Raw genomic sequence first — 21,055 nt, 5'->3', positions numbered from 1 at the left:
AAGGCCTATCTTCTGAAAACGGAGGCGTACTTCCCGCTCGGGCAGACGATCACGTGATCTTTCAACTCGATGCCGATGAGGTGCGCCCGGTGCTCGATCTCGTTCGTCAGCTCGACGTCATCGTCCGAGGGCGTGGGATCGCCGGACGGGTGGTTGTGAACCATGACAAAATTGACGGCGCCCAGCTCCAGAGCGACCCGAAGAACATCAGCAGGACGTACCCACGTCCCGTGGAGACCCCCACGAGAGACGAGGCTAACCCCACGCACACCGTTTCTGGCGTCTAGAGCTCCGATCCACAGTTCTTCATGTACCTGCATCGTGAACCGCGGAGCAAAGAACGTGGCAATGTCCTTGGGGGTGTTCAGCCGTTTCCGGCGCTGTCCCATGATCATTTGAAGACGGCGACCCAACTCGAAGGCCGCAGCCAACCGAGTCGCGTCCGGCAGGGCCATCTCTGCACGCTCGGCCAGTACATGGGGACTGAGCCGCGCAACGCCCAGCAGTCCGTGTGCTGCAACGAGCTGCGTACCGATCCCTGGAGCCCCCAGGACCATCTCCACAAGCTGCACCTCGGTTGCGGCCGTGATGTCGACGCTCGTGATGTCGGTCATGGCGCCCCCCAGATTGCCCCACAATGTGGGCAACGATCGGCGGCGGCGAGACGACCGAGGAGCTGCTCCACGGTCGTCCCGGCAGCTTTGGCGGCGCGCAGGGCAAGCCCGTGGGTCGATCCTCGATTCGTTGCGTAAACAAAGTTCGTGATGGTCGTCTTGGGGACGCCCATCACCTCGGCGAGGCAGTCCCAAGAGCCAAACAGCCCCTTCAGGTTTCTGAGGGCGGCTCGGAGGCGCATGGCCTCGGCATCGGTGAGGGCGGTGGAACGTGGACGGCGGGGCTTGGACGGGGCTTCGTCTTGGCCCACGTCCTCGGGACGTACTAGGGTGAGCATGTCGTACCTCGTGCGAGCGGGGTGCGGCCACGCTGCCCGGGGTGCTGGAACACCCGCGGGCAGCACTTACTTCAGGCCGAAACCTAGCCCTTCCGCACGAGGCCGGGGCCAAACTCCCCCAGTTTTCTTCAAATTCCCTCACCACCGTCTCCCCCTTCGTTCGCGACCATCCCCGGTCGCGAGGGAGGGTCTCCCCCTTCGTTCGCGACCATCCCCGGTCGCGAGGGAGGGTCTCCCCCTTCGTTCGCGACCATCCCCGGTCGCGAGGGAGGGTCTCCCCCTTCGTTCGCGACCATCCCCGGTCGCGAGGGAGGGTCTCCCCCTTCGTTCGCGACCACCCCCGGTCGCGAGGGAGGGTCTCCCCCTTCGTTCGCGACCACCCCCGGTCGCGCGGCGGCGCCGGCCCCTCCCGCCGAGATCTGCGTCCGTCTCGGAGGGGCTCCGAGGATGATCCTGGACCGACGCAAGCTCAGCGATCACCGGAGATCGCTGCCCTCGAGGACGAGGCGCCGGCCGCTCGCTGGTCCCCTCGGATCGTCGCGACGGCAGGCCGGCTCACTCGACGTCGCGCAGCGGCCCGTGCTGGTCCGGGAAGTTGCGGGTGCTGAGCGCCTGGATGCCGGCCGTGTGGTCTCCGTTGAACGGCGTCACCGTGGCAGGGCAGCCCGCCGCCCGGGCGTCCTCCGGCGAGTTGAACCACAGCCCGACATGGAAGGTGTGAACCGGGGCGGTCGCCGGGTTCTTCGCGGCGTCCGGGAACGGCGGCTCGTCGTGCACGACCGGCGCATCCGTGGAGCCCGGCGCCACGATGAAGGTCTCGATGTTGAAGCGACCGACGAACACCCCGCTGCCACGACCGCGGCCGTCCGTCTCGATGTCGCCCTGGTACCAGGAGAGCCCGAAGGGCGCGTTGGGCACCTGGGTGACGAAGAAGTCGAATTCGGTGTTGGCCGGCAGCCCGCGGACATTCACCGTCATCACCTCGACCGGGCCCAGGGAGACGATCGTCACGTCCGCGCTGGCGCGCGCGAGACAGCCGGCGGCCTGCGCCGCCGCCGAGCGCACCATGGTGAAGGCGGTCGCGCCGGCGATCCCGCCCCGAAATGTCATATCCTCGATGTCGATGGGCGGCTCGCCCATGCTGCGGGCGGGCGTGCCGCCGCCGTCGCAGGACGCGAGGCCCAGGCCCGCGACAAGGAGCGGAATCAGCGCGGGGAGCCTCGCCGCCGTCCTGAAGACCCATCGGCTGCGCGTGAGATCGTGAGCGTTCATCGAACACCTCAACATGGTTGCTGTGGATGGTCCCCGGCCATCGGGCGTGCAGCGTTCGGCGACGACTCCCTGCGACCGGCGATCTGTCGGCCAGGTGCTCCCCGGAGGTGCACCGCGCGTACCGTTCGGGCGCGAGATCGAGCGCGCACCCGAGGAACGATTGTAGTCCTCACTCCACACCACGCAATCTGTTCTCTCACCGGAAAGCGCGTTGGTGGCGTTCAGGACCATAGTCTTCAAGTCCCGAACACAAGAGGCGCGCGATGCGCTCGGGGCGCCGGAGGACGGGGGCGGTCAAGCGGGCCCGCTCACCCGTCCAATCGAAGCTCGAAGCATGATGAGCTCGCCCGCGACAGCAGCGATGGGCAGGCGCGCAGGCGCCATCCCGGGCGCGGAGCTCCGGCCCACCGCGGACGAACCCGGGGACTGGATGTCGTGGCCGGCGGCCGGCACGTCAGTTCTTGACGGACACGCCGAGGAGGCCGATGCATCTCTCATCGAGGGGTGCGCCTCGCCGAAGCGCACGTCCAGCGGGGCGACCCGACCCAGGTTGGGCGACCCTCAACCCGCGAGCGCGATGGCGACCACGCCGAAGCAGACGAAACCGAGCCCGTTGACGATGCGATAGGCACTCATGACGATCTCCTGACTACTGCGGCGGACCGCACGGGGCCGGTCGGGCCGAAGATGCTCGGTCCGCGGCCTCCGCGCAGCGCGCCGCGAATGCGTTGCTGTTCGTCCGGCGGCGCCCCTCGCGCGCCGGACGCCGACCTGTAGAGCGGCCGCCCGCCTCGTCCCGGGCTCGACCTCCCCATCGTGAGGAGCGCCGCACACCCGGCCGCCGCCTGCGCGGCTCGCTCGCCGGCGCTCTGACGGGTAGTGGTCAACTCTGCCCAGAGAGAGTCCACATGAAGGCGGGAAGGCGGGAAGATCATGAAGGTTTTCTTCCCGCCTTCCCGCCTTCATGTTCAAATTTGACCACTACCCGCCGGCGCAGGCTGTCACTCCTCGCACCCGATCCGCTCGTCGTCCAGCGCGACGTCGTCGATCCACGCCGTGAACCCCGGCGGCGCGCTCTGATAGTTGTTCCACCCGATCCGGACCTCGCTGAAAGCGTCCGGGATCTGCGAGCCCTCGTAGTTGCCCGGCCCGTTCGCGATGCTGATCTGGTCGAGGCGCGCGCCGTCCAGGTAGAAGTCGTAGCTCTGCGTCGGCCCGTCGATATGCCACTCGACGCAATGCCAACGATCCTCATAGTACCAGTCGTACGTGCTCGCCTTGCCGAACTCCGCCCCGGAGGGCTGCACGTTGTAGATGTACTGGATGTGCGACCCATTGCCGTCGTTGTCCCAGCCGTCCTTGTCCTCCTTCACGGTATCCACGACGCGGACCTCTTGGGGGCCCGTGGTGGGGCCGACGCCCTGAAGCGCGACGAGCGTCGAATGGACGAACGCGTCAGGCACCGGGAGCTGGACCCTGTAGCGGATCCGGCCCCAGTGCCCGCTCCCGAGCTGCGAGGCGTCGTGGTAGATGCGCCGCTCCCCGTTCGGAACGGGGCCCATCTTCAACGAGCGGTTGCCGCTGGCCGCTTGATCGTCGGCGACCGCGATCGCATCGCCGTGCTTGGTCCAGCCCTGAGGGATCCCGCCCGCGTCGGTGCCCTCGAAGTCCTCGCAGAGGATGTATTTGCCGGACGCGCAGCCCTGCTGGGCGGGGGCCTCGCCGCCCGCGCCGCCCTGCTCAACGCCGCTCGACGAGCTGCTCGCGGAGCCGCCGCCGGTGTTGCCTCCGCCGGTGCTGCCGCCGCCGGTGTTGCCTCCGCCGGTGCTGCCGCCGCCGGTGTTGCCTCCGCCGGTGCTGCTGCTGCTGCTGCTGGAGCTGGCTCCGCCCCCGCTTCCGCCGTCTCCATCGGAGCTCGAGCCCGAAGGTGATGAACTGCAGCCTCCATGGATGGTCACGAAGACAAGCGCAAGGCCCCAAGCGTGAACGCGATGCATGCCTGAACTCCAAGTATCTAAGATGGAACCAATCTGCTTCCGTTCTTGGTAACTTTTGTGATGAGGTGATGTCAAGTGTATATGCCGGTGATCCGGCGCGGGGAGCCCGCCGGAAAGGGCCCTGTCCGGCGAGGCGTGCGAGGCGCGCTCCCGTGGGGGAGGGATGCACTCACTTGTCATGACTCCAGGTGGTTTGAGCCTTGCCGGCGGCGCGTCGCGCCCCCGGGGGGCCGGCGCCGGCGCACGCCAGCCCGTGGGACGCTGCGACGCGTCCCTGGAGGCCCCGCCCCCTACGTGGAGGCGGCAGCCCTCGTGGCCCCGGAGGCCGCCTGCCTCGCGCCGGGCTCGACTTGCTTCGGGCTCGCCCTTCCGATCGCGAGGACCGCCGCACACGCCGCACGGGGTGGATGGGCTCGTACGCGATCGCCACGTCGCGCGCGACGTGGGAGAGGCGGTGGGGAGAACGTCGGCCCTGTCACTCCCGCCGTGAAATAGCCGTGAAATAGCGCCCATTCACCGGTACGGTTATCCCTTGGCCGAAGAACACCCGCCGGGCCCTAACCCGAGGCCAGGCATGATGGAGGCGATGATGAATCAGCAGAACCAGCACTCCGAGCCCGGAACGGCTGAAGCTCTCCAGAAATCCGTCGAGCGGCCGCCGGGGATCGTGATGCAGCTCGATCCGGGGATGAAATATATCGTGCGGGCCTCCGTGGCGGGCACCTGGACGCTGCTCGGCGAGATCACCTCGCTCAACGTCGGCGGCATCACCAAGGAGTATTTCGTGCTGAGCGCCGCGCTCCCCGCCGGCGCCACGTCGATCAAGATCTCCGCGAAGGCCGCGACGAGCGCGCCCGCGAGCCCCACCTTCCAGATCAACGCGGTGCAGTTCGGCTCGGCCGCGTCGCCGGCCGCCAGCAGCACGCTGTTCGTGAACACCACGAGCCACATCGGGCTCGTCTGGGGATTCACGAACAGCGGAGGCGTCTGGAGCGGGAGCGCCACGTGGTATCACGGCAGCGCGGGGTTCATCCAGATCCCCGCGGGCGGCGTGGTCACGCTGAACAACAACACGGCGGACCAGCAGCTCACGTTTCGGGCCATCGATACGGCGCCGTAGCGCCGGGCCGAGCGCGCCCCCTTACCGGGCGTACGACCGGGCCACGCGCACCCCCACCGTGAGCCGGCGGGTGCCCGGCGGCGCGCCGAACCGCACCGCGGATCGCGCGAGGTCGATCGGGCTGCTCCAGGCCCCGCCCCGGACAGCCCGGTAGTCCGCGGCGCTCCCGGCGGGAGGCTCCTCGATGCGCAGCCGCCCCCCGTCGACGGGCGGCCCCGTCCGCCACCATCCGTTCAGGCACCAGTCCCGCGTGTTGCCGGCGAGCCCGCGCGCCCCGTACGGGCTCTCGTCGTCAGGGTAGCTGTCGACGGAGGCGCGGCGCGGCTTCTGCTCGTAACTCTCGATCACGCAGGCGAAGGACGCGTCGAGGAAATCGCCCCACGGGCAGGCCCGGCCGTCGACGCCGCGCGCTGCCTTCTCGCGCTCCAGCTCGTTCGGCAATCTCCAGGGGCTGCCTGTGCGCGCCGAGAGCCAGCTCGCGTACGCCGAGGCCGCGTGCCAATCGATGAGCGCGACCGGCATGTCGGCCGCCGACGGGTAGCCGAGCTCGTCCTCGCCCAGCAGAAAGCGCCCGCCCTCGGTGCGCCGGAAATGCAGGCGGGCGTCGGCGTTCTCGTGGATCCCCGCCTGCCCCCGCGGGCACGCCGCGAACGCCTCGTCCTCGCGCCCCGACGCGACCAGGTCGTTCAGGAAGGCGAGGTACTCGGCGTTGGTCACCGGAAAGCGGCGGAGGATGAAGGCATCCACCCAGATCCGCGCCGCCGGCAGGCTGTCCGACGCGTCCGGGTCCCCGCCGAGCCAGCACCAGCCCGCGGGCACATACACGTCGTCGGGGCCGAGCTCGCCCTCCGCGGGCAGGTGGATCGGCGTCGGCTCGCGCTCGCCCGGCGCGCACCCGTCCCAGTGCGCGCCGCGCTCGATCAGCACGGGATAGCGCACCTCGGCCCGCCCCGGCGCCCGGATCCGCAGCCGGTAGCTCCCGCGCTGGAGCGGCACGCCACGGAGCGGCGTCCGGCCGAGCTCCTTCACCGCCTCGGGCACGAGCCGGCGCTGCCGCAGCGCGTTGCGCTCCAGGAGCACCGCGGCGCCGGGCGGCTCGGTCACGATCGTGAGCGCCCCCTCGCCCCTCAGCAGCGACGCGTGCCGGCCCCGGTCGTGCGCGCGCAGCTGCGCCTCGAAGCGCACCGCGTCCTCGTCGCGGCGCGCCCGCTCGGCCTCGATCAGCCGATCGCGGTAGTGATCGGAGAGCATCGCGTGCGCCTCCGGCAGATCCGGGTCCACCGTCAGCGCGCCCCGCAGCGTCTCCCGCCACTCCGTCTCGCGCAGCACCGCGGCGACCTCGAGCCGTGCCGCGTCGTCCTCCAGCGCCCAGCCGGGCTGCTTCCGCGCCGCCGGATCGAACGACCGCGCCTCCGCGAGGAGCGACTGCGCCTCGCTCCGCAGCCGCGCGGCTTCGGCCCGGAGCCCGGCGATCTCCGGCTCCATCGCCCGCGCCTCCGCCACCACCGCGAGGGCCTGCTCGCGCCGCCGCTCGCCGTCGAGCCAAGCGAGCACCTCGCGCGCGAGGGACTCGGCGTCCGGGTAGCGCTCCTCGATCGGGCGCCGCATCGCGCGCTCGCAGATCGCCGCGAGCTCCAGGGGCACCGGCTTGCCCCGCGCCGCCTCCACGACCGGCGTCGGCGGCTCGCTCAGGACCTGCCCCAGCACGCTGAGCACGGTGCCCTCGTAGGGCGGGCGTCCGGCGAGCGCGTGATAGAGGATCGCGCCGAGCGCGTAGACGTCGCTCGCGGGCCCGTGCCGCTTGTGGTCTCCGCGCGCCTGCTCCGGGGGCATATACGCCGGCGTACCGAGCACGTCGCCGTCGAGCGTGAGCTCGGGCGCCGGGCGCGATGCGGGCGCCGGGCTCGAGGGGGCGGACGACGGCGGTTGCGCCTCGAGAGGATCGAGCGACGGCGGGGGCGCGGCGCGGGCGATGCGCCGGCCGATGCCCCAGTCCATCACGAGCACCTCGCCGAGCTCGCCGACCATCACGTTGGCGGGCTTGAGATCGCGGTGCACCACGCCCTGGCGGTGCGCGTAAGCGACCGCTTGGCAGGCGCGCGCGAAGGCATCGATCATGCGCCGGAACGTCCAGCCTGCGCCCGCCTCGCGGTGCCCGCTCGGTGTTGGCGCCGCGTGCGCCTCGTCGATGATCTCGCGGAGTGTCCGCCCGCGGACCTCGGGCATGGTGTACCAGAGCCGGCCGTCGTCGAGCCGGCCGCCGTCGTGCACCGCGACGATGCCCGGGTGCTGCAGCCCGGCGGTCAGCTTCGCTTCCTCGAGGAAGCGCGCCCGCACGCGCTCGGCGTCGCCTACGTCCCTGCGCAGGATCTTCATCGCGACCACGCGGTCGAGGACGAGATCGTGGACGCGGCGGACGTCACCGAAGCCGCCGCTGCCGATGACGCCGAGGTCGCGGTAGCGCGGCGGCATCACGACGCCGCTGCCGGCCGCCTCCGCCGCGTCCTGCGCCAGGGTCTCATCCGCGACGGCCGTCGGGGTGCGCGCGACGCGCGAGGCGGCTCGGACGTTCTGCATGGTCTTCGTCCGATGGAGGTCCTCGGGCTCCTCTCCAGCCCCCTCGCCGCCGATCATGGGCGCCTGATGCTCGCTGTCCTGCTGGTCCACAGGGTCTCCGACGGCATGCGTGGATTCGTGCCGCTGGTACTATAGGGCACGCCATGGGACGGCTGAAGCACCACGCGCTCGGGGAGGTCCTGCTGCTGCGCTCGCGGTGCCTGATCGGGCGCTCCTCGACGTGCGATGTGCGGCTCAATGACGCCCGCATCTCGGGCGAGCATGCCTCGGTGCGCTGGACCGCGGCGGGCTGGGAGCTGCGCGACCTGGCGAGCAAGAACGGCGTCTTCATCCGCAATCAGCGGGTCCCGGCGGGCGAGCGCGTCCTCATCGCGGAGGGCGACGCGTTCGCGCTGGGGGATCCGAGCGCGCGCGCGTTCGTCTTCACGCTGGTGGAGGCGGCGCCGCCCGTGGCGAGCGCCCTGCATGTCTCGAGCGGCTCGGTGCGCACGTCGAGCGCCGGGTTGCTCGTGCTGCCCGAGGACGACCACCCTCGGGTGAGCTTGATCGAGGGCCGCAACGGCCGTTGGATGCTGGAAGCCGAGGGGGACGTGCGCGCCGTCGAGGACAGAGAAATCGTGGTCGTGGACGGCGAGGCCTGGAGCCTCGATCTTCCGGCGGCCACCGGCCCCACGCTCGACGGCGAGGCCGGGCGGCAGGCTGGTGGCTCCCTGCTCGATTGCATTGCGCTCCGGTTTCATGTGAGCCGGGACGAGGAGCGCGTCGAGATCACGATCCTCCACCGCGCGGGCGAGGTCCGCCTGCCCGCGCGCAGCCACCACTATCTCCTGCTGACGCTGGCGCGCGCCCGGCTCGAGGACGCCGGCGCGCCGCCGGCGCGGCAGGGGTGGCGCGATCGCGACGAGCTCTGCCGCATGCTCGCCATGGACGAGTACCGTCTCAACGTCGATGTGTGCCGCGCGCGCAAGCAGTTCCTGGCGGCGGGCGTCCAGGGCGCGGCAAACCTCCTCGAGCGGCGACCCGGCACCGGGCGGATCCGGCTCGGCGTCGGACGAGTCGAGATCGAGCGGGCGTAGGGTGAGTCGGATTGCGCCGGAAGCTCCCGCGATCATGGCGCGCACCGCGACCCGCGGGTCGCCGGGCGGCACGACCTGTGGCTGGATACGGTGCCGATCGGCTATCGCGTTTGGTGCTGGTAGGCTGTTCCCGAAGGGGGAATTTGCGGCGGCAATCCGGCGCCATCCATGCGTTCCGTCGGGTTTTCGGCGGGCGTGAGCGACCGCGCTCCCCGAAGCCGGTATGCTGGGGTGACCGGCTCCGGTTATGTATAGTGGCTCCCTGCGCTCTCGGTCGAGAGCGGCAGCTCGACGCAGAAGGTCGAGCCCCGGCCGACCTCGCTCGATACGCGGATTCGCCCGCCGTGCGCCTCGACGATGGTGCGCGCGATATAGAGGCCGAGCCCGAGCCCTCCATCATGCCGCGACGAGACGCCGCGGCGAAATCGCTCGAAGAGATTCGCTTGCACCTCAGCCGGGATCCCGATCCCATGGTCCGTCACCGAGAGCCGTGCGACCCGACCTTCCCCGGTGATGGCGATCTCGATCGGCGAGTGTTCCCCGAACTTGATGGCATTGGTGAGGAGGTTGGTCAAAGGCTCTTCTGCTCCGCCCTGACGCGGATGATGTCGGCGACGACCGTCAGGAGGGCCGAGAGATAGATCGGTTTGGGGTAGAGCTCGACCTTGCCCGCCTCGACCTTGGCCAGGTCCAAAACGTCGTGCGCAGCCTGCAGAACCAGGCGACCAGGGGCGTCCCGAGGGCGAGCCGCCGGTCGACCTCGGGAACCGGGTCGCTCCGGGGATCGATGCGCCCAGCCAGCGATGTCAGCACGCCGTGGCGGCCGGGGACCCGCATCCGGGGCCGCCCCTGCGCGCTCGTCCCCCGCTCCTCGGCGCTACTTCGGGCTCGCCCTCCCGATCGCGATCACGTTCTGCTGCGCCGCCGGCTTGCCGCTCTCCTGCACGGCCGCGCCGACGCGCGGGTGCGCCCTGAGGAGCGTCACCGTCAGCGTGATGCCCCAGCCGTCGTTCGTCTTCAGCTCCGCCTGCCCGTGGCTGTCCTCCACGGCCAGGATGAGCCGGCCGAGCGGCTCGAGCCCGGCCGGCGCCGCGCCGGGCGCGGTCAGCACGCGCTGGAGCGCCGACTCCGGCAGCCCCAGGCCGAAGCCGACGTCCAGGATCGACAGCTGCACGCCCTGCGGCGCCTCGCGCACCGACACCACCGGGCCGTGCCCAGGGAGCCCGCGGCTCGCGACGTCGACCAGGAACGCCTCGAGCGCCTGCGCGAGCTCGCCCCGGTGCCCGAGCGCGTGCGTCGCGCCGCGGATCGGCTCGAGCCGCACCGCGCGGCCGGTCGCGCGGCCGGCGCTCGCGACCGCGTCGACCACGACGTCGGCGAGCTGGAAGGCGCAGAGCGGATCCGTCGCGTCGCGCGCCGCGAGCGGCCGCACGTTCCCGGACACGGGGGCCGGCTGCTTCACCGGGATCAGCGCGGCGACGTAGCCCGCGATCCACGAGGAGCCGTCGGACTCGCGGCGCAGCGGGCGCACCGAGAGCACCGCGGGCTCGGGCGCGCTGACGCTGAGCTCGATGCCCTCGTCGCTCGCCATCACGCTGGAGAGCGACACCTCCGCGCTGCCCGCCGACGTGGCGCCGAGGACGTCGCCCAGCGTGAGCGAGCCGGGCGGGAGCGCCGCGCTCGCGCTCTCCGGGGGCAGCGTGACGTCGCGCGCGCGCAGCCACCTCGCGAACTCCGGCGCGAGGAAGCGGACGTCGCCGAAGGCGTCGGCGTACAGGAGCCCGACCGGCGCGCTCCGCAGCATCGACCCGAAGAGCTGGAGATCGTCGAGCGCGACGCGCGCGCCCTCGACCAGATCGTCCGCCGGCGCGTGGCCGGCCCGCCCCTCGCCCGCGCCGCCCTCCGCGATCGCGGTGCGCGCGAGGCGCTTCCGGCGCAGGAGGAGCGCGAGCTCGCGGCCGACGTGCTCGGCCCGCTCCGGCTCGCGCGAGTACGTCGACTCCGCGACCGGGCCGCAGAAGAACGCGTACCCCTCGATCTCGCCGAACGCGATGAGCGGGACCACGACCGCCGGCATGTCCTGCTTCGTCAGGAAGCGGCGCGCCAGGCGGATCGCCGGCACGCCCTGCTCGCTGCTGTACGGCGGGCGGCGCACGTCGTGGCGGCGCTCCGCGACGAGGCTCTCGCCGCCCGGCCGATCGTTCCAGAACTTGAGGTGCCAGCTGCCCGGCGGCAGCTCCGCGACGAGCACGAGATCCGCCGGGTGCGCCTGCTCCGCGAGGCGCGCGACGCGCGGCCAGAACTCCTCGTCCGGCAGCGTGTGGACCCCCTGCATGCGGAACAGCGCGGCGCGCTGGATGAGCTCCGCGGCGCGATCGACCGAGCGCTGGACGGCGAGCCCGCGCAGGATCATCACGCCCGCGAACGCGACCGCGAGGCCGAACAGGGTGCTCGGCAGCGGCAGCAGGCTCGCCTCGGCCCGCGCGGCGAGCGCGCCCTGGCCCGCGGCGAGCGCGAACACGGCGAGGAACAGCGCGGCCGTCGCGACCAGGCTGCCGTGGCGGCGGCGCGCGAGCCCCACGAGCCCGCCCGCCGCCAGCACGAACAGCGCCGGCACCCAGGCCGGGGCCGAGGCGCGCCGGCCGCCGTCGAGCAGGCCGCCGAGCACCGCGGCGACGCCCTTCGCCGGCGGCAGCGCCGACGTCGCGACCGCCTGCGGTGGGACGCCCCCCGCGCCGACCGCGACGACCGCGACGCGGCCCTCGAGCGCGGCCACCGGGACCTGGCCGTCCGCGAGATCGCGGAGGCTGACCGCGGGGACGCTCTGCGGCGCCTTCTTGATCACCCACGGCGCCGCGGTGACGCCGAGCGCGCCGAGCTCGGCCGCGCGCTCCTCGGCGCCCGGCGAGAAGAAGCCGACGACCTCGCCCGCGCTCACGCGGAGGAGCCCCGGAGGCAGCCGGACCACGGGCGCGGCCCCCGCGCCGCGCCCCGCGGCGTCGCCGCCGCAGAACGCGTCCGCCGGGGGGACCAGCAGCGCGCCGCGCGCGCGCCCGCGCTCGAGCAGCCCGGGGAGCGAGCGCGCGCAGAGCCCGTCGCGCAGCGCCTCGGGCGAGGCCGTGACCAGCAGCACCTGCGCGGAGGGCGTGGCGTCGGCGAGCGCCGAGGCGGCGAGGCCGCGCGCCACGTAGTCGAACCGCTCGAGCGGCGCCACGGCGGCGATCAGCGCGCCGGCGGCGATCGAGAGCACATCGGGCCTGAGCCACGCGAAGCGCGCCGCCTCCGACTGCGAGGTCATCGGACGCGGGATGCGAAAGGGCTTGGGGATCCGCGGACGGTAGGTCTTCGCCATACTCGCTGAAGAACGCAGCGCGAAAGGGGGCGACGGACGCCCGGGCAGCCCGAGCGTCGCATCGTGGTCGCATCGATACAATTGTCTACCGAGGTCCGCTGCGCCAAATGCATCTGCGGCTCGAGAAGCAGGCCGCCCCCTAGGGCGCGCCGGGGCGCCCCGCGCGCGGCGCGCTCCGGCCGATGCGCGGCGCGGCGCTCCGACCGCGCCGCCGCGCCGCGGCGCAGCGGCGGATCTGTTCGAGACAAGGTGCGATGTGGTGCTCCGCACCCCCCGCCGAGGCGCGTTGTGTTGCGGGCGGCGCCCGTGTGATGCGACGTCGGCGCGCGCTGTCGATTGGGCTGGATCGACCTGTCGGAAGGGGCTTGAATCGCTCTGGGTATGCGCAGCACTTCACCCTCTCTCCGGGCCGCTCCTGTCCTCGGGTTGTTCGTTCTTGCAAGCAGCGTGGCCTTCTCGGCCTCGAGCTGTGGCTGCGAGTCGGACGTGCAGCTCGTCAATTCATCGGGCGGCGGCGGCGCGGGCGGCGCCGGCGGCGCGGGCGGCGCGGCCGGCGCCGCCGGCAGCGGCGGGGTCGAGGCCGGGAGCGGCGGCGGGGGCGCTGCGGAGGGCGGCGGCGGGGCCGGCGGCGAGGGCGGGGTCGCGCTGCCGGACGAGCTGCCCGACTTCACCGAGGAAGAGCTCGAGCCGACCGAGGCCACGGACGGCATCCCGGCCCCGCTGCCGGGCGTGTACACGGACAAGGGCACGGCCGGCGGCGACGAGATCGTCCGCGCGCTGATGGGCTTCCCGATCCGCAACGCGGGGCTCCTCGACAAGGCGATCGAGGAGATCTACGACCCAGCGAGCCCGCGGTTCCGCCAGTACTTCACCCCGGAGGCGCTCATCGCGGCGCACGCGCCGCGGGAGCTCGACGTGCACCTCGTGAAGCTCTGGCTCGAGGAGCAGGGGCTCACGGTGAACTTCACGGCCACGAACCGGCTGCTGATCCAGTTCACCGGCACGGTGGCGCAGTTCAACGAGGCCTTCAAGACCGAGCTCCGGGTCTTCGAGCGCGAGAACCCGCAGGCGGGCAATCCCCCGTTCGACGTCTACGGCACCCTCGGCGAGCTCACCGTGCCGACGTGGGTGTCCGATCGCACGACCGGCATCATCACGGCGGATCTCGCGGCGAGCACCAGGACGCTGCCGGCCGAGGGCGGCAGCATCCAGCCGGATCCGCCGGACGGCATCGACAGGGGGATGACCCTCGCGCAGATCGCGGCCGCGTACGATCTCGACGACCTCTACGAGCTCGGCTTCCGGGGCCAGGGGGTGAAGCTCGGGGTCACGGTCGGCGCCACCTTCAAGTTCAGGGATCTCCAGTCGTTCTGGCGGGCGCTCGGCGTGCAGCGGGCGAACCCGCAGGTCGTCGTGACCATGGAGCCGATCGCGACGCGCTACCTGGAGTCGACGCTCGACGTCCAGTGGTCGGGGGGCCTCGCGCCGGAGGCGGAGCTCGTGGTGTACCAGGGGCCCGACGCGCGCAACACGTCGATGGTCTACACGTTCAACGAGGCGATCGCGCGCGGCGAGGTGTCGGTCATCACCGACTCGTTCGCCCACCGCGAGGACTCCGAGCCGCCGGCCGTGCGGCTCCAGTACCACAACGCGGCGCGCATGGCGGCGGCGCTCGGGATCACGGTCGTCGCGGCGACCGGCGACTCGGCGCAGACCGACACGCCCTCGGCGAGCCCGTACGTGACCGGGGTCGGCGGGACGTCGCTCTGGCTGACCAGGAACGGCGAGGTCGAGAGCGAGGTCGCCTGGCCCCACTCCGGCTCCGGCCCGACGCTCTCGTTCCCGATCCCCTCGTGGCAGGTCGGGGTCGTGGAGGGCTCCGGCGGCAAGCGCGCGGTCGCTGACGTCGCCATGCACGCCGCGCTCTCGCCGGCCCCGTACTGGGTCTACTACCTCGGCGAGTGGCAGCGCTACGGCGGGACGTCGTTCTCCGCGCCGACGTTCGCGGGGCTCATCGCCGTGGTGAACAGCTACCGCCAGGCGCAGGGGCTGCCGCGCGTCGGGTTCCTCAACTCGATCCTCTACACGACCCCCGAAGTGCAGGCGACGTTCCGCGATATCGTGAGCGGCGAGACGGAGTTCTTTGCCGCGGGGCCCGGCTGGGACTACCCGACGGGCTGGGGCGCGCCGAGCGCGATCGGCCTCGCCACCACGCTCCCGTAGCGGCGCTCCCCGCCCGACCGGGCGGCGCCGCGCGAGGGCCCGACCCGCCCGCCGCCGCCCCGCCGCCGCCGTTCCGCCGCCCGCCGCATGCTCGACAACCTGCCGCTCTTCCCCCCGAACGGGCTCGATCGGAGCCTCCACACCGCGGTCCTGATCGGGCTCGTCTTCGGGACGTTCTTCACCGAGACGCTCGGCTGGACGTACGCGGGGCTCGTCGTGCCCGGCTACCTCGCGACGGTGTTCTTCGCGGCGCCGGTCACCGCGGTGTTCATCATCGCGGAGTCGATCGTGACGTACCTGTTCGTCGCGCTGATCGGCCGCTGGATCACCCGGACGGGCGCGTGGTCGACGGCGTTCGGGCGCGAGCGGTTCTACCTGTTCATCGTCGGCGCGGTGATCGTGCGGCTCTTCGTCGAGGGCTTCGTCGTGCCCGAGGTCTCGGCGCGCTACGACTTCGTGCACTCGCGGGAGCTCTACAGCATCGGGCTCGTGCTCGTGCCGCTCATCGCGAACGCCTTCTGGAACAGCGGCCTCGTGCGCGCGGCGCCGCGGCTCGCCGTCGTCACGGCGCTGACGACGCTCGTGCTCGGCGTGCTGCTCCGGACGACGAACCTCTCGGTCTCGCGCTTCCAGGTCCTCAACGAGAGCCTGTCGCTCGAGTTCCTCGAGCTGCCGAAGGCCCACATCATCCTGGTCATCGGCGCGCTGCTCGGCGCCCGCAACAACGTCCGCTACGGGTGGGACTACAACGGCATCCTCGTGCCCGGCCTGCTCGCCGTCGCCTGGTACGAGCCGACGAAGCTGCTCACGACGACGATCGAGGCGCTCGCCGTCTACTACCTCTCGCGCTGGATCACCTCGGTCCGCCCCTTCTCCCGGATGCTGCTCGTGGGGCCGAGGCGCATGATCTTCGTGTACGTGCTCGGCTTCATCGTGAAGATGGCGATCGGCTTCGCCATGGTGCGGTTCGCGCCGGGGCTGCAGATGATCGACTACTTCGGGTTCGGCTACCTGCTGCCGAGCCTGCTCGCCGTGAAGATGTGGAACAAGGAGCACGTCGGCATCGTGATCATGCCGACGATCCAGGTGTCGCTCACGGCGTTCCTGGTCGGCAACGGGGTCGGCTACGCGCTCGTCGCGCTCGGCTGGGGCAGCGCGCCGCCGCCGCCCGCGGCCGAGGCGCGGCCGCCGCCGCGCGTCGAGAGCGCCGCGCTGTCGCTCGTGCTGGCCGACACGACGCCGCGCCCCGGCCCGCGCCCGAGGGCGGCCGCGATCGCCGCCGACATCGAGTCGCGGCGGGTCGCGCACCGGCTCGCGCGCAGCGTGCTGCGCGACGGCCGGCCGGCGGACGAGATCCTCGGCGTGGCGGAGCGCGCGCGGCTCTTCGTCGGGCGCGCGGGCGACGGCGAGCGGCCGTGGTACGTCCTCGGCGCCCGGTTCGACGATCCGGAGGACGCGTCGAGCGCGCCGCGGGCGGCGATCCGGAGGCGCGCCGGCCGGGGCCCGGGGGCGCCGGAGTGGCTGGTGCTGGCGGCGCCCGCGGAGGTCGGCTCGGCGCTGCCGGCGGTGGCGCTCCGGGTCGCGGAGCTGCTCGACGCCTCAGGGGTCGTGCTGCTGTCGCGCCACGGCGCGATCCGGCGGCACGACGAGGCGTTCGCGGCCTCGATGATCGAGGCGCTGGAGAGCCCCCAGGTGCTGCTCGTCGAGCCGGGCGGCGGCGACGGGCCGGAGCTCAGCGTGGTGGGCACGCCGGCGGGGCTGCCGGTGGTGTCGATCGGCGACGGGCTCGGCGCCGAGACGGCGATGACGTTCCGCCCGGCGGCCGAGCAGCCCACGCTCCTCGCCGACGCGCCGCGCCTGCGGGTGCCGCGCCACGTCGCCGAGGCGGTCGGCGCGCGCATGCTCGGCGCGCCGGAGGTCGTGCGCTGGAGCGGGACGCTCGAGGAGGAGCTCTCGAAGCGGATGGTGTCCCTGACGGAGGTCCAGCCGGGCCGGTTCCGCCCGCCGTCGATCGAGGAGCTGCGGCTGTTCGACAGCGTCGTTGTGCCGCGGCTGATCGCGGCGGCGACGCGCCCCGGCGGCGCTGCCGGCGCGCCGCCGCCGACCGCGTGGGAGCGGGCGATCCTCGGGCACCTCGGCTTCCGCGAGGTGCGCATCGGCGGGACCGACGCCGCGCCCGCGGCGTGGGGCATCGCCGAGCCCGGGCCGGAGGAGGGCGGCCCGGCGCGCCGCGGGAACCCGGCGTGGCTCGTGCTCGCGAAGGCGCCCGCGCCGGCGCCGCCGGCCGCGCGCGGGGGGGACCCCGCCGGCCCTGCGCCGTCGATCGGCGGCATCCTGCCGGTGTCGCCCTCGCCGCAGGCGGTGAGGACGCCGCTCACGGGCGCGATGCTGGTCGAGGTGCCCGCGCCGCGCTGGCAGATCGGGGCGTTCGGCGCGGGGCTCGCGCTCGCCGAGGCGCTCTCGGCGCAGTCGCTGCTGCTCGCGGGGGCGGTGCCCACGGCGGAGCCGAGCGGGGCCGCCGACGTGCGGCGCGCCGAGGGGCTGCGCAGCTTCTTCCAGCGGGCGCACGAGGTCTGGGTCGGGGACGGCGGCAACGCGCTGTCGGTCCAGGCGATCGAGGCGGACCGGAGCTACGAGCGCGACGCGGTGATCTCGTTCGGGTACGAGGTCGTGCGGCCGGAGCACGTGCCCACGTTCGCGGGGCCGCTCCTGGAGACGCTGCGCGATCTGGAGCTGCGCGTGGGGCTCTTCGACGGCACGCGCGAGCAGGTGCCGTTCAGCGGCGCGACGGACATGGCGATGGCCTACGCGAAGCGGTTCGCCGAGGGGCGGTTCGCGATCGTGTACCTGGGCAGCGCGATCCGTCGCTTCTTCGAGCTCCGGCGCTTCGCGGCGCCGGGGCAGGGGGAGACGCGCCTCGAGGCGCGGCTCACGCGGCTCGGCGTGGCGCCCGTGCCGCTCGACGTGGCCGCGCGCGCGCAGGCGCTCGCGACGTGCGCGGGGAGCGCGGGCGCGGGCGCGAGCGGGGACGAAGCGTGCCCGACCCGGGGCGTGACCGAGGGGTGCGATCTCTCCGCGGCGATGGAGAACTTCCGTCGCTACGCGACCGAGCGAAATCCGTATTACCTGAGGGCGCATTTCTCGGCGCTGGCGGCTGGGCCGGGGGGCGGGTCCGGGCCAGCCGGGCACGCCGCGCAAGGGAATGCGCCGGCGCTGGCGCCGCAGGGCGCGGCGGCGCGGGGCGTGGCGGCGGCGGCGGCGCGGGGCGTGGCGGCGGTGGCGGGGCGGGGCGTTGCGGCGGCGCGGCCCGGGGCGGCGGCGGCGCGGGCCGGAGCGGCGGCGCCGCCGCGGGTCGAGGCGCGGTGCCATGTGGAGCTCGGGCGCGACGTGATCACGGGGCGCCCGTGGGTCATCGCGGCCCGGCCGGGCGAGGCGCAGCTCCTGCCGATCGACGGCGCGCTCGTCGCGGTCCCGGGCGCCGCCGTGCCTGGCGGCGTGCGGCTGCGGCGCGCGGTCACCATCGGCACGAGCGCGCTCCGGATCGAGGCGGGCTCGCCGGGCGGTGCGGCTCCGGGAGCGCCCGGGACCGGGTCGTCGACGCCGGCGTCCGGATCGTCGACGCCGGCGTCCGGGTCGTCGGCGCCGGCGTCCGGTTCGGCGACGCCCGGCGCGGCCCCGCAGCAGGAGGCGACCCCGTGAGCGCCCCGGCGAAGCTCCGCGAACCGGCGAGCCACACCGCGCCCGCGCCGCCGCGCCCCGCGCGGCCGCCGCTCCGGGCGCGCTCGGCGACCGGGGGCTTCCGCGCGCACGTGGGCGCGCCGCGCAAGGCGCTGAACCCGCGCTGGCTCATCGCGATGGCGCTGCTCGGGGTGACGGCGTTCGCGCTCTCGATGCTGCCGGGCGCGCCGCCGCTGGGCACCTCGCTGCCGGCCGAGGACGAGATCCTCGCCTACCACATCGAGCCGGAGCGCGACCTCGCGATCAAGATCCCGGCCGAGATCGACGCGGTCGAGGTGACGACCTGGGCGGCCGTGAAGGCCGATATCTGCGACTCGGCGAGGCGCTATCCCTACGGGTTCGTCGCGGCGTTCGTGAACGAGCGGGGCAAGGAGGTCGCGCGGCACGTGTACGACCTGGAGAGCCGGGTCAGCTGCGATCCCGACCGCCCGCTCGGCGAGGGCGAGTACGCGGCGCGGCTCGCGAGCGGCGCGGGCGCGGTGACGGATCCGCGCTCGACGCTGCTCATCACGCACGACGTGCTCCCGCAGGGCGGGCAGGTGCGGCTCCGGGCGAAGCCCGCCGTGGACACAGACGGCAGGCCGCTCGACCTCACGATCCTGTCGCGGCTGGAGGGGCGCTACCAGCGCAGCGAGGCGTCGCGCGCGGTCTACGAGCAGAGCCTCGACGCCGAGGAGCGGCGGCAGATGGGGCGCCGGGGGTCGGCGCTCGGCTTCGCCGACCTGCCCGAGCCGTCGCGGAAGGAGCTGCTCCGGGGCTGGGCGCGGCGGCTCGAGGCCGGGGGCCGCGAGGGCATCGATTACGAGATGTCGCGGCTGCTCTTGCGGCGGTTCCGGATGCCGTTCCCGCGCGCCGAGGGCCGCGGCGCGTCCGAGTTCGTGGTCGGCGAGCGCCACGCGGCGGCGCTGAATTTCCGCGGCCCGCTGTCGCTCGACATCGAGGGCCCACCGGGCCGCACCGTGCGCGTCGCGGACGGCGCGAGCGCGCCCGCGAGCGTCGAGCTCGGCCCGCTCGGGCGGGCGACGGTGCGGCTGTCGCGGGAGGACATCCGGACGGTGGTGATCGACGGGGTCGGCCCGGATTTCGGCGTGCGGTTCGGCGCGCCGGAGGCGCAGGCGATGCAGCAGATCGGCGAGATCGTGCACCCGGCGATGCCTCCGCCCGCGGTCGCGGCGGCTCCTCTCGCGGCGGCGGAGGCTCCTTCTGCGGCCGCGCCGGAGCCGGCGACGGAGGCCCCCGGCGCGGCGCAGGCCGCGCCGCTGCGGCTCCAGACGCCCCCGGACGTGCGCCTTGTGCGCTACCTGGAGCTGGATCCGGGCGATCCGGTCATCGCGCGGATGGCGCCCGGGCAGGAGCTCCTCGGGCTCTTGATCCGGACCGAGATCGAGGCGAGCGGCGGCGCCAACCAGGGGGACGCGACGGTGGTGGCGCGGTGGGGACCGGGGCCGACCGAGCGCGCGGAGCTCAAGGTGACGCTCCCGCGCTCGCGCTTCGAGTGGTGGAACGACGGGTTCGACGCGTCCGAGCCGCGGCTCGCGATCCTCCGGCCGCCGGAGGGGGTCGAGCGCATCGAGATCACGGGGGACGCGAGGACGCACGTGCGGCTGCGCGCGATCGAGCCTGGCGTGAACGAGACGCTGTACCGGCTGCCTTACCGGGTCACGCTGGCCGAGGACGAGACGTGGCGCTACGCGCCGTTCGACGTGAGCACGTGGACCGACGTCCGCGCGGTGAACCTCGACGAGCTGGAGCGGAAGGAGCGCTTCTCGGATCTGCGCGAGCAGGTGCGGATCGAGCGGTCTGGGGAGGGCGCGAAGTCGGACGCGGATCGCCCGGAGCGGATCCTGCTCCCGGAGCATGCGCCGGTGCGTCGGCGGCTGTTGATGCCGGCGTGGCAGTCGGCGGGGGAGCCGTCGCCGGGCGACGCGTGGACGCCGCTGCTCGTGGCGAAGGATGTGCGCGTGGACGGGGCGGGGGCGCGGGCGGGCCGGCTGTCGGTCATCTACCGGGCGGCGCGCGCGTCGCTGGGCAAGGAGGTCGCGGTGCGCGTGGACGGCGAGGTGGCGCTGAGGGAGCCGATCGTGGCGCTGTCGGGCGCGCTGCGCGTGGCGGCGCCTGCGGGCACGCGGCGGGTCGAGATCGAGGGGCTCGGCGACGCTGGGGTGGCGTACACGGACGCGCCGCCGGCGACCGGCGGGGCGATCGTGCGCCGGCGCGACGTGTTCGAGCTGACGCGGGTGCGGCCGATGACGTACCGGTTCAAGCAGGGGGCGGGCGAGACGCTGCACCTCGTGCTGTTCGTGGTGACGCCCGGGGAGAACGCGGATTACCGCATCCGCTACCGGATCGAGGGGGCGAAGCCTGGGTCGCGGGAGGCGGCGTTCTTCCGGCGGGTGACGATCCCGGACGGCGTGCTGGCGGGTCGGGGCGGGGATCTGACGCGGGCGACGCTGTGGGAGGCGGCGACGGAGGAGCGCGGCAAGGACGGGGTGGGGCGCGGGGTGATCCGGCTGGGGGACGATCTCGCGCCGGGGGAGCGGGTGGTGCGGCTGTCGCTGCTCGGGCCGCAGGCGGGGGACGCGGGTGAGCCGGCGAAGGCGGTGTGGGTCGGGGCGGTGCTGGTCGGGCAGCGGGCGCCGGGGCGGGACAACGGGCCGCGGCTCTGGGTGGAGGACGATCCGTGATGGGGGCGCGGGTGGAGCGGGGGCCTGCGGGCGCGGGGGTGGCCGGCGTGAGCGCAGGGCGGGA

The 21,055-nt window shown here is 73.5% G+C and carries 12 protein-coding genes; 5 read left to right on the top strand and 7 right to left on the bottom strand.

Translation table 11 applies throughout. The features are described 5' to 3' along the window. Window positions 1-5: 5 nt before the first annotated feature. The 3 genes from WMF20_RS42190 to WMF20_RS42180 all read right to left on the bottom strand — a co-directional run bounded on the left by WMF20_RS42190 (window position 6) and on the right by WMF20_RS42180 (window position 4,182). Window positions 6-614, bottom strand: a complete 609-nt coding sequence (locus WMF20_RS42190) for a JAB domain-containing protein (RefSeq protein ID WP_437607321.1) — start codon at window positions 612-614, stop codon at window positions 6-8. Window positions 615-1,507: 893 nt separating this feature from the next. Beyond that, entirely contained in the window at window positions 1,508-2,224 is a 717-nt protein-coding gene (locus tag WMF20_RS42185) for a hypothetical protein (RefSeq protein ID WP_437607320.1), read from the bottom strand. 1,001 nt (window positions 2,225-3,225) lie between these two features. Further along, window positions 3,226-4,182 (bottom strand): hypothetical protein, encoded by a 957-nt coding sequence (locus WMF20_RS42180; protein WP_437607319.1) that lies wholly within the window; start codon window positions 4,180-4,182, stop codon window positions 3,226-3,228. A 625-nt stretch (window positions 4,183-4,807) separates the two neighbouring features. Between WMF20_RS42180 and WMF20_RS42175 the strand changes: the two genes are divergently transcribed. Then, a complete protein-coding gene (locus WMF20_RS42175; protein ID WP_437607318.1) occupies window positions 4,808-5,341 on the top strand; it encodes a hypothetical protein in 534 nt (177 codons plus the stop codon). A gap of 21 nt (window positions 5,342-5,362) precedes the next feature. Here the strand turns inward: WMF20_RS42175 and WMF20_RS42170 are convergent, their stop codons facing one another. Next, window positions 5,363-8,008, bottom strand: a complete 2,646-nt coding sequence (locus tag WMF20_RS42170; protein WP_437607317.1) for an SUMF1/EgtB/PvdO family nonheme iron enzyme — start codon at window positions 8,006-8,008, stop codon at window positions 5,363-5,365. Between the two features lie 53 nt (window positions 8,009-8,061). Here WMF20_RS42170 and WMF20_RS42165 point away from each other — a divergent pair, with 53 nt between their 5' ends. Further along, entirely contained in the window at window positions 8,062-8,994 is a 933-nt protein-coding gene (locus WMF20_RS42165) for an FHA domain-containing protein (RefSeq protein WP_437607316.1), read from the top strand. A 245-nt stretch (window positions 8,995-9,239) separates the two neighbouring features. Here WMF20_RS42165 and WMF20_RS42160 read toward each other — a convergent pair whose 3' ends face one another. The 3 genes from WMF20_RS42160 to WMF20_RS42150 all read right to left on the bottom strand — a co-directional run bounded on the left by WMF20_RS42160 (window position 9,240) and on the right by WMF20_RS42150 (window position 12,292). After that, complete coding sequence (locus WMF20_RS42160; protein WP_437607315.1) at window positions 9,240-9,569, bottom strand: sensor histidine kinase; 330 nt, start codon at window positions 9,567-9,569, stop codon at window positions 9,240-9,242. Then, window positions 9,566-9,688: a hypothetical protein gene (locus WMF20_RS42155; protein ID WP_437607314.1), complete on the bottom strand. Its 123-nt coding sequence runs from the start codon at window positions 9,686-9,688 to the stop codon at window positions 9,566-9,568. The genes WMF20_RS42160 and WMF20_RS42155 overlap by 4 nt, the downstream gene beginning before the upstream one ends. A gap of 183 nt (window positions 9,689-9,871) precedes the next feature. Beyond that, window positions 9,872-12,292, bottom strand: coding sequence for a hypothetical protein (locus WMF20_RS42150; protein WP_437607313.1), 2,421 nt, complete (start codon window positions 12,290-12,292; stop codon window positions 9,872-9,874). A 501-nt stretch (window positions 12,293-12,793) separates the two neighbouring features. On the opposite strand from WMF20_RS42150, the gene WMF20_RS42145 reads away from it, so the two are divergent. The 3 genes from WMF20_RS42145 (at window position 12,794) to WMF20_RS42135 (ending at window position 20,991) form a co-directional block, all read left to right on the top strand. Continuing rightward, complete coding sequence (locus WMF20_RS42145; RefSeq protein ID WP_437607312.1) at window positions 12,794-14,569, top strand: S53 family peptidase; 1,776 nt, start codon at window positions 12,794-12,796, stop codon at window positions 14,567-14,569. A gap of 87 nt (window positions 14,570-14,656) precedes the next feature. After that, complete coding sequence (locus tag WMF20_RS42140) at window positions 14,657-18,268, top strand: poly-gamma-glutamate biosynthesis protein PgsC/CapC (protein ID WP_437607311.1); 3,612 nt, start codon at window positions 14,657-14,659, stop codon at window positions 18,266-18,268. Next, window positions 18,265-20,991 (top strand): hypothetical protein, encoded by a 2,727-nt coding sequence (locus WMF20_RS42135; protein ID WP_437607310.1) that lies wholly within the window; start codon window positions 18,265-18,267, stop codon window positions 20,989-20,991. The genes WMF20_RS42140 and WMF20_RS42135 overlap by 4 nt, the downstream gene beginning before the upstream one ends. Window positions 20,992-21,055: the final 64 nt, after the last annotated feature.

The sequence above is a fragment of the Sorangium sp. So ce834 genome (assembly GCF_051521425.1).
Taxonomy (GTDB): Bacteria; Myxococcota_A; Polyangia; order Polyangiales; family Polyangiaceae; genus Sorangium; species Sorangium cellulosum_D.
This window is presented reverse-complemented; position numbering and strand designations above follow the sequence as displayed.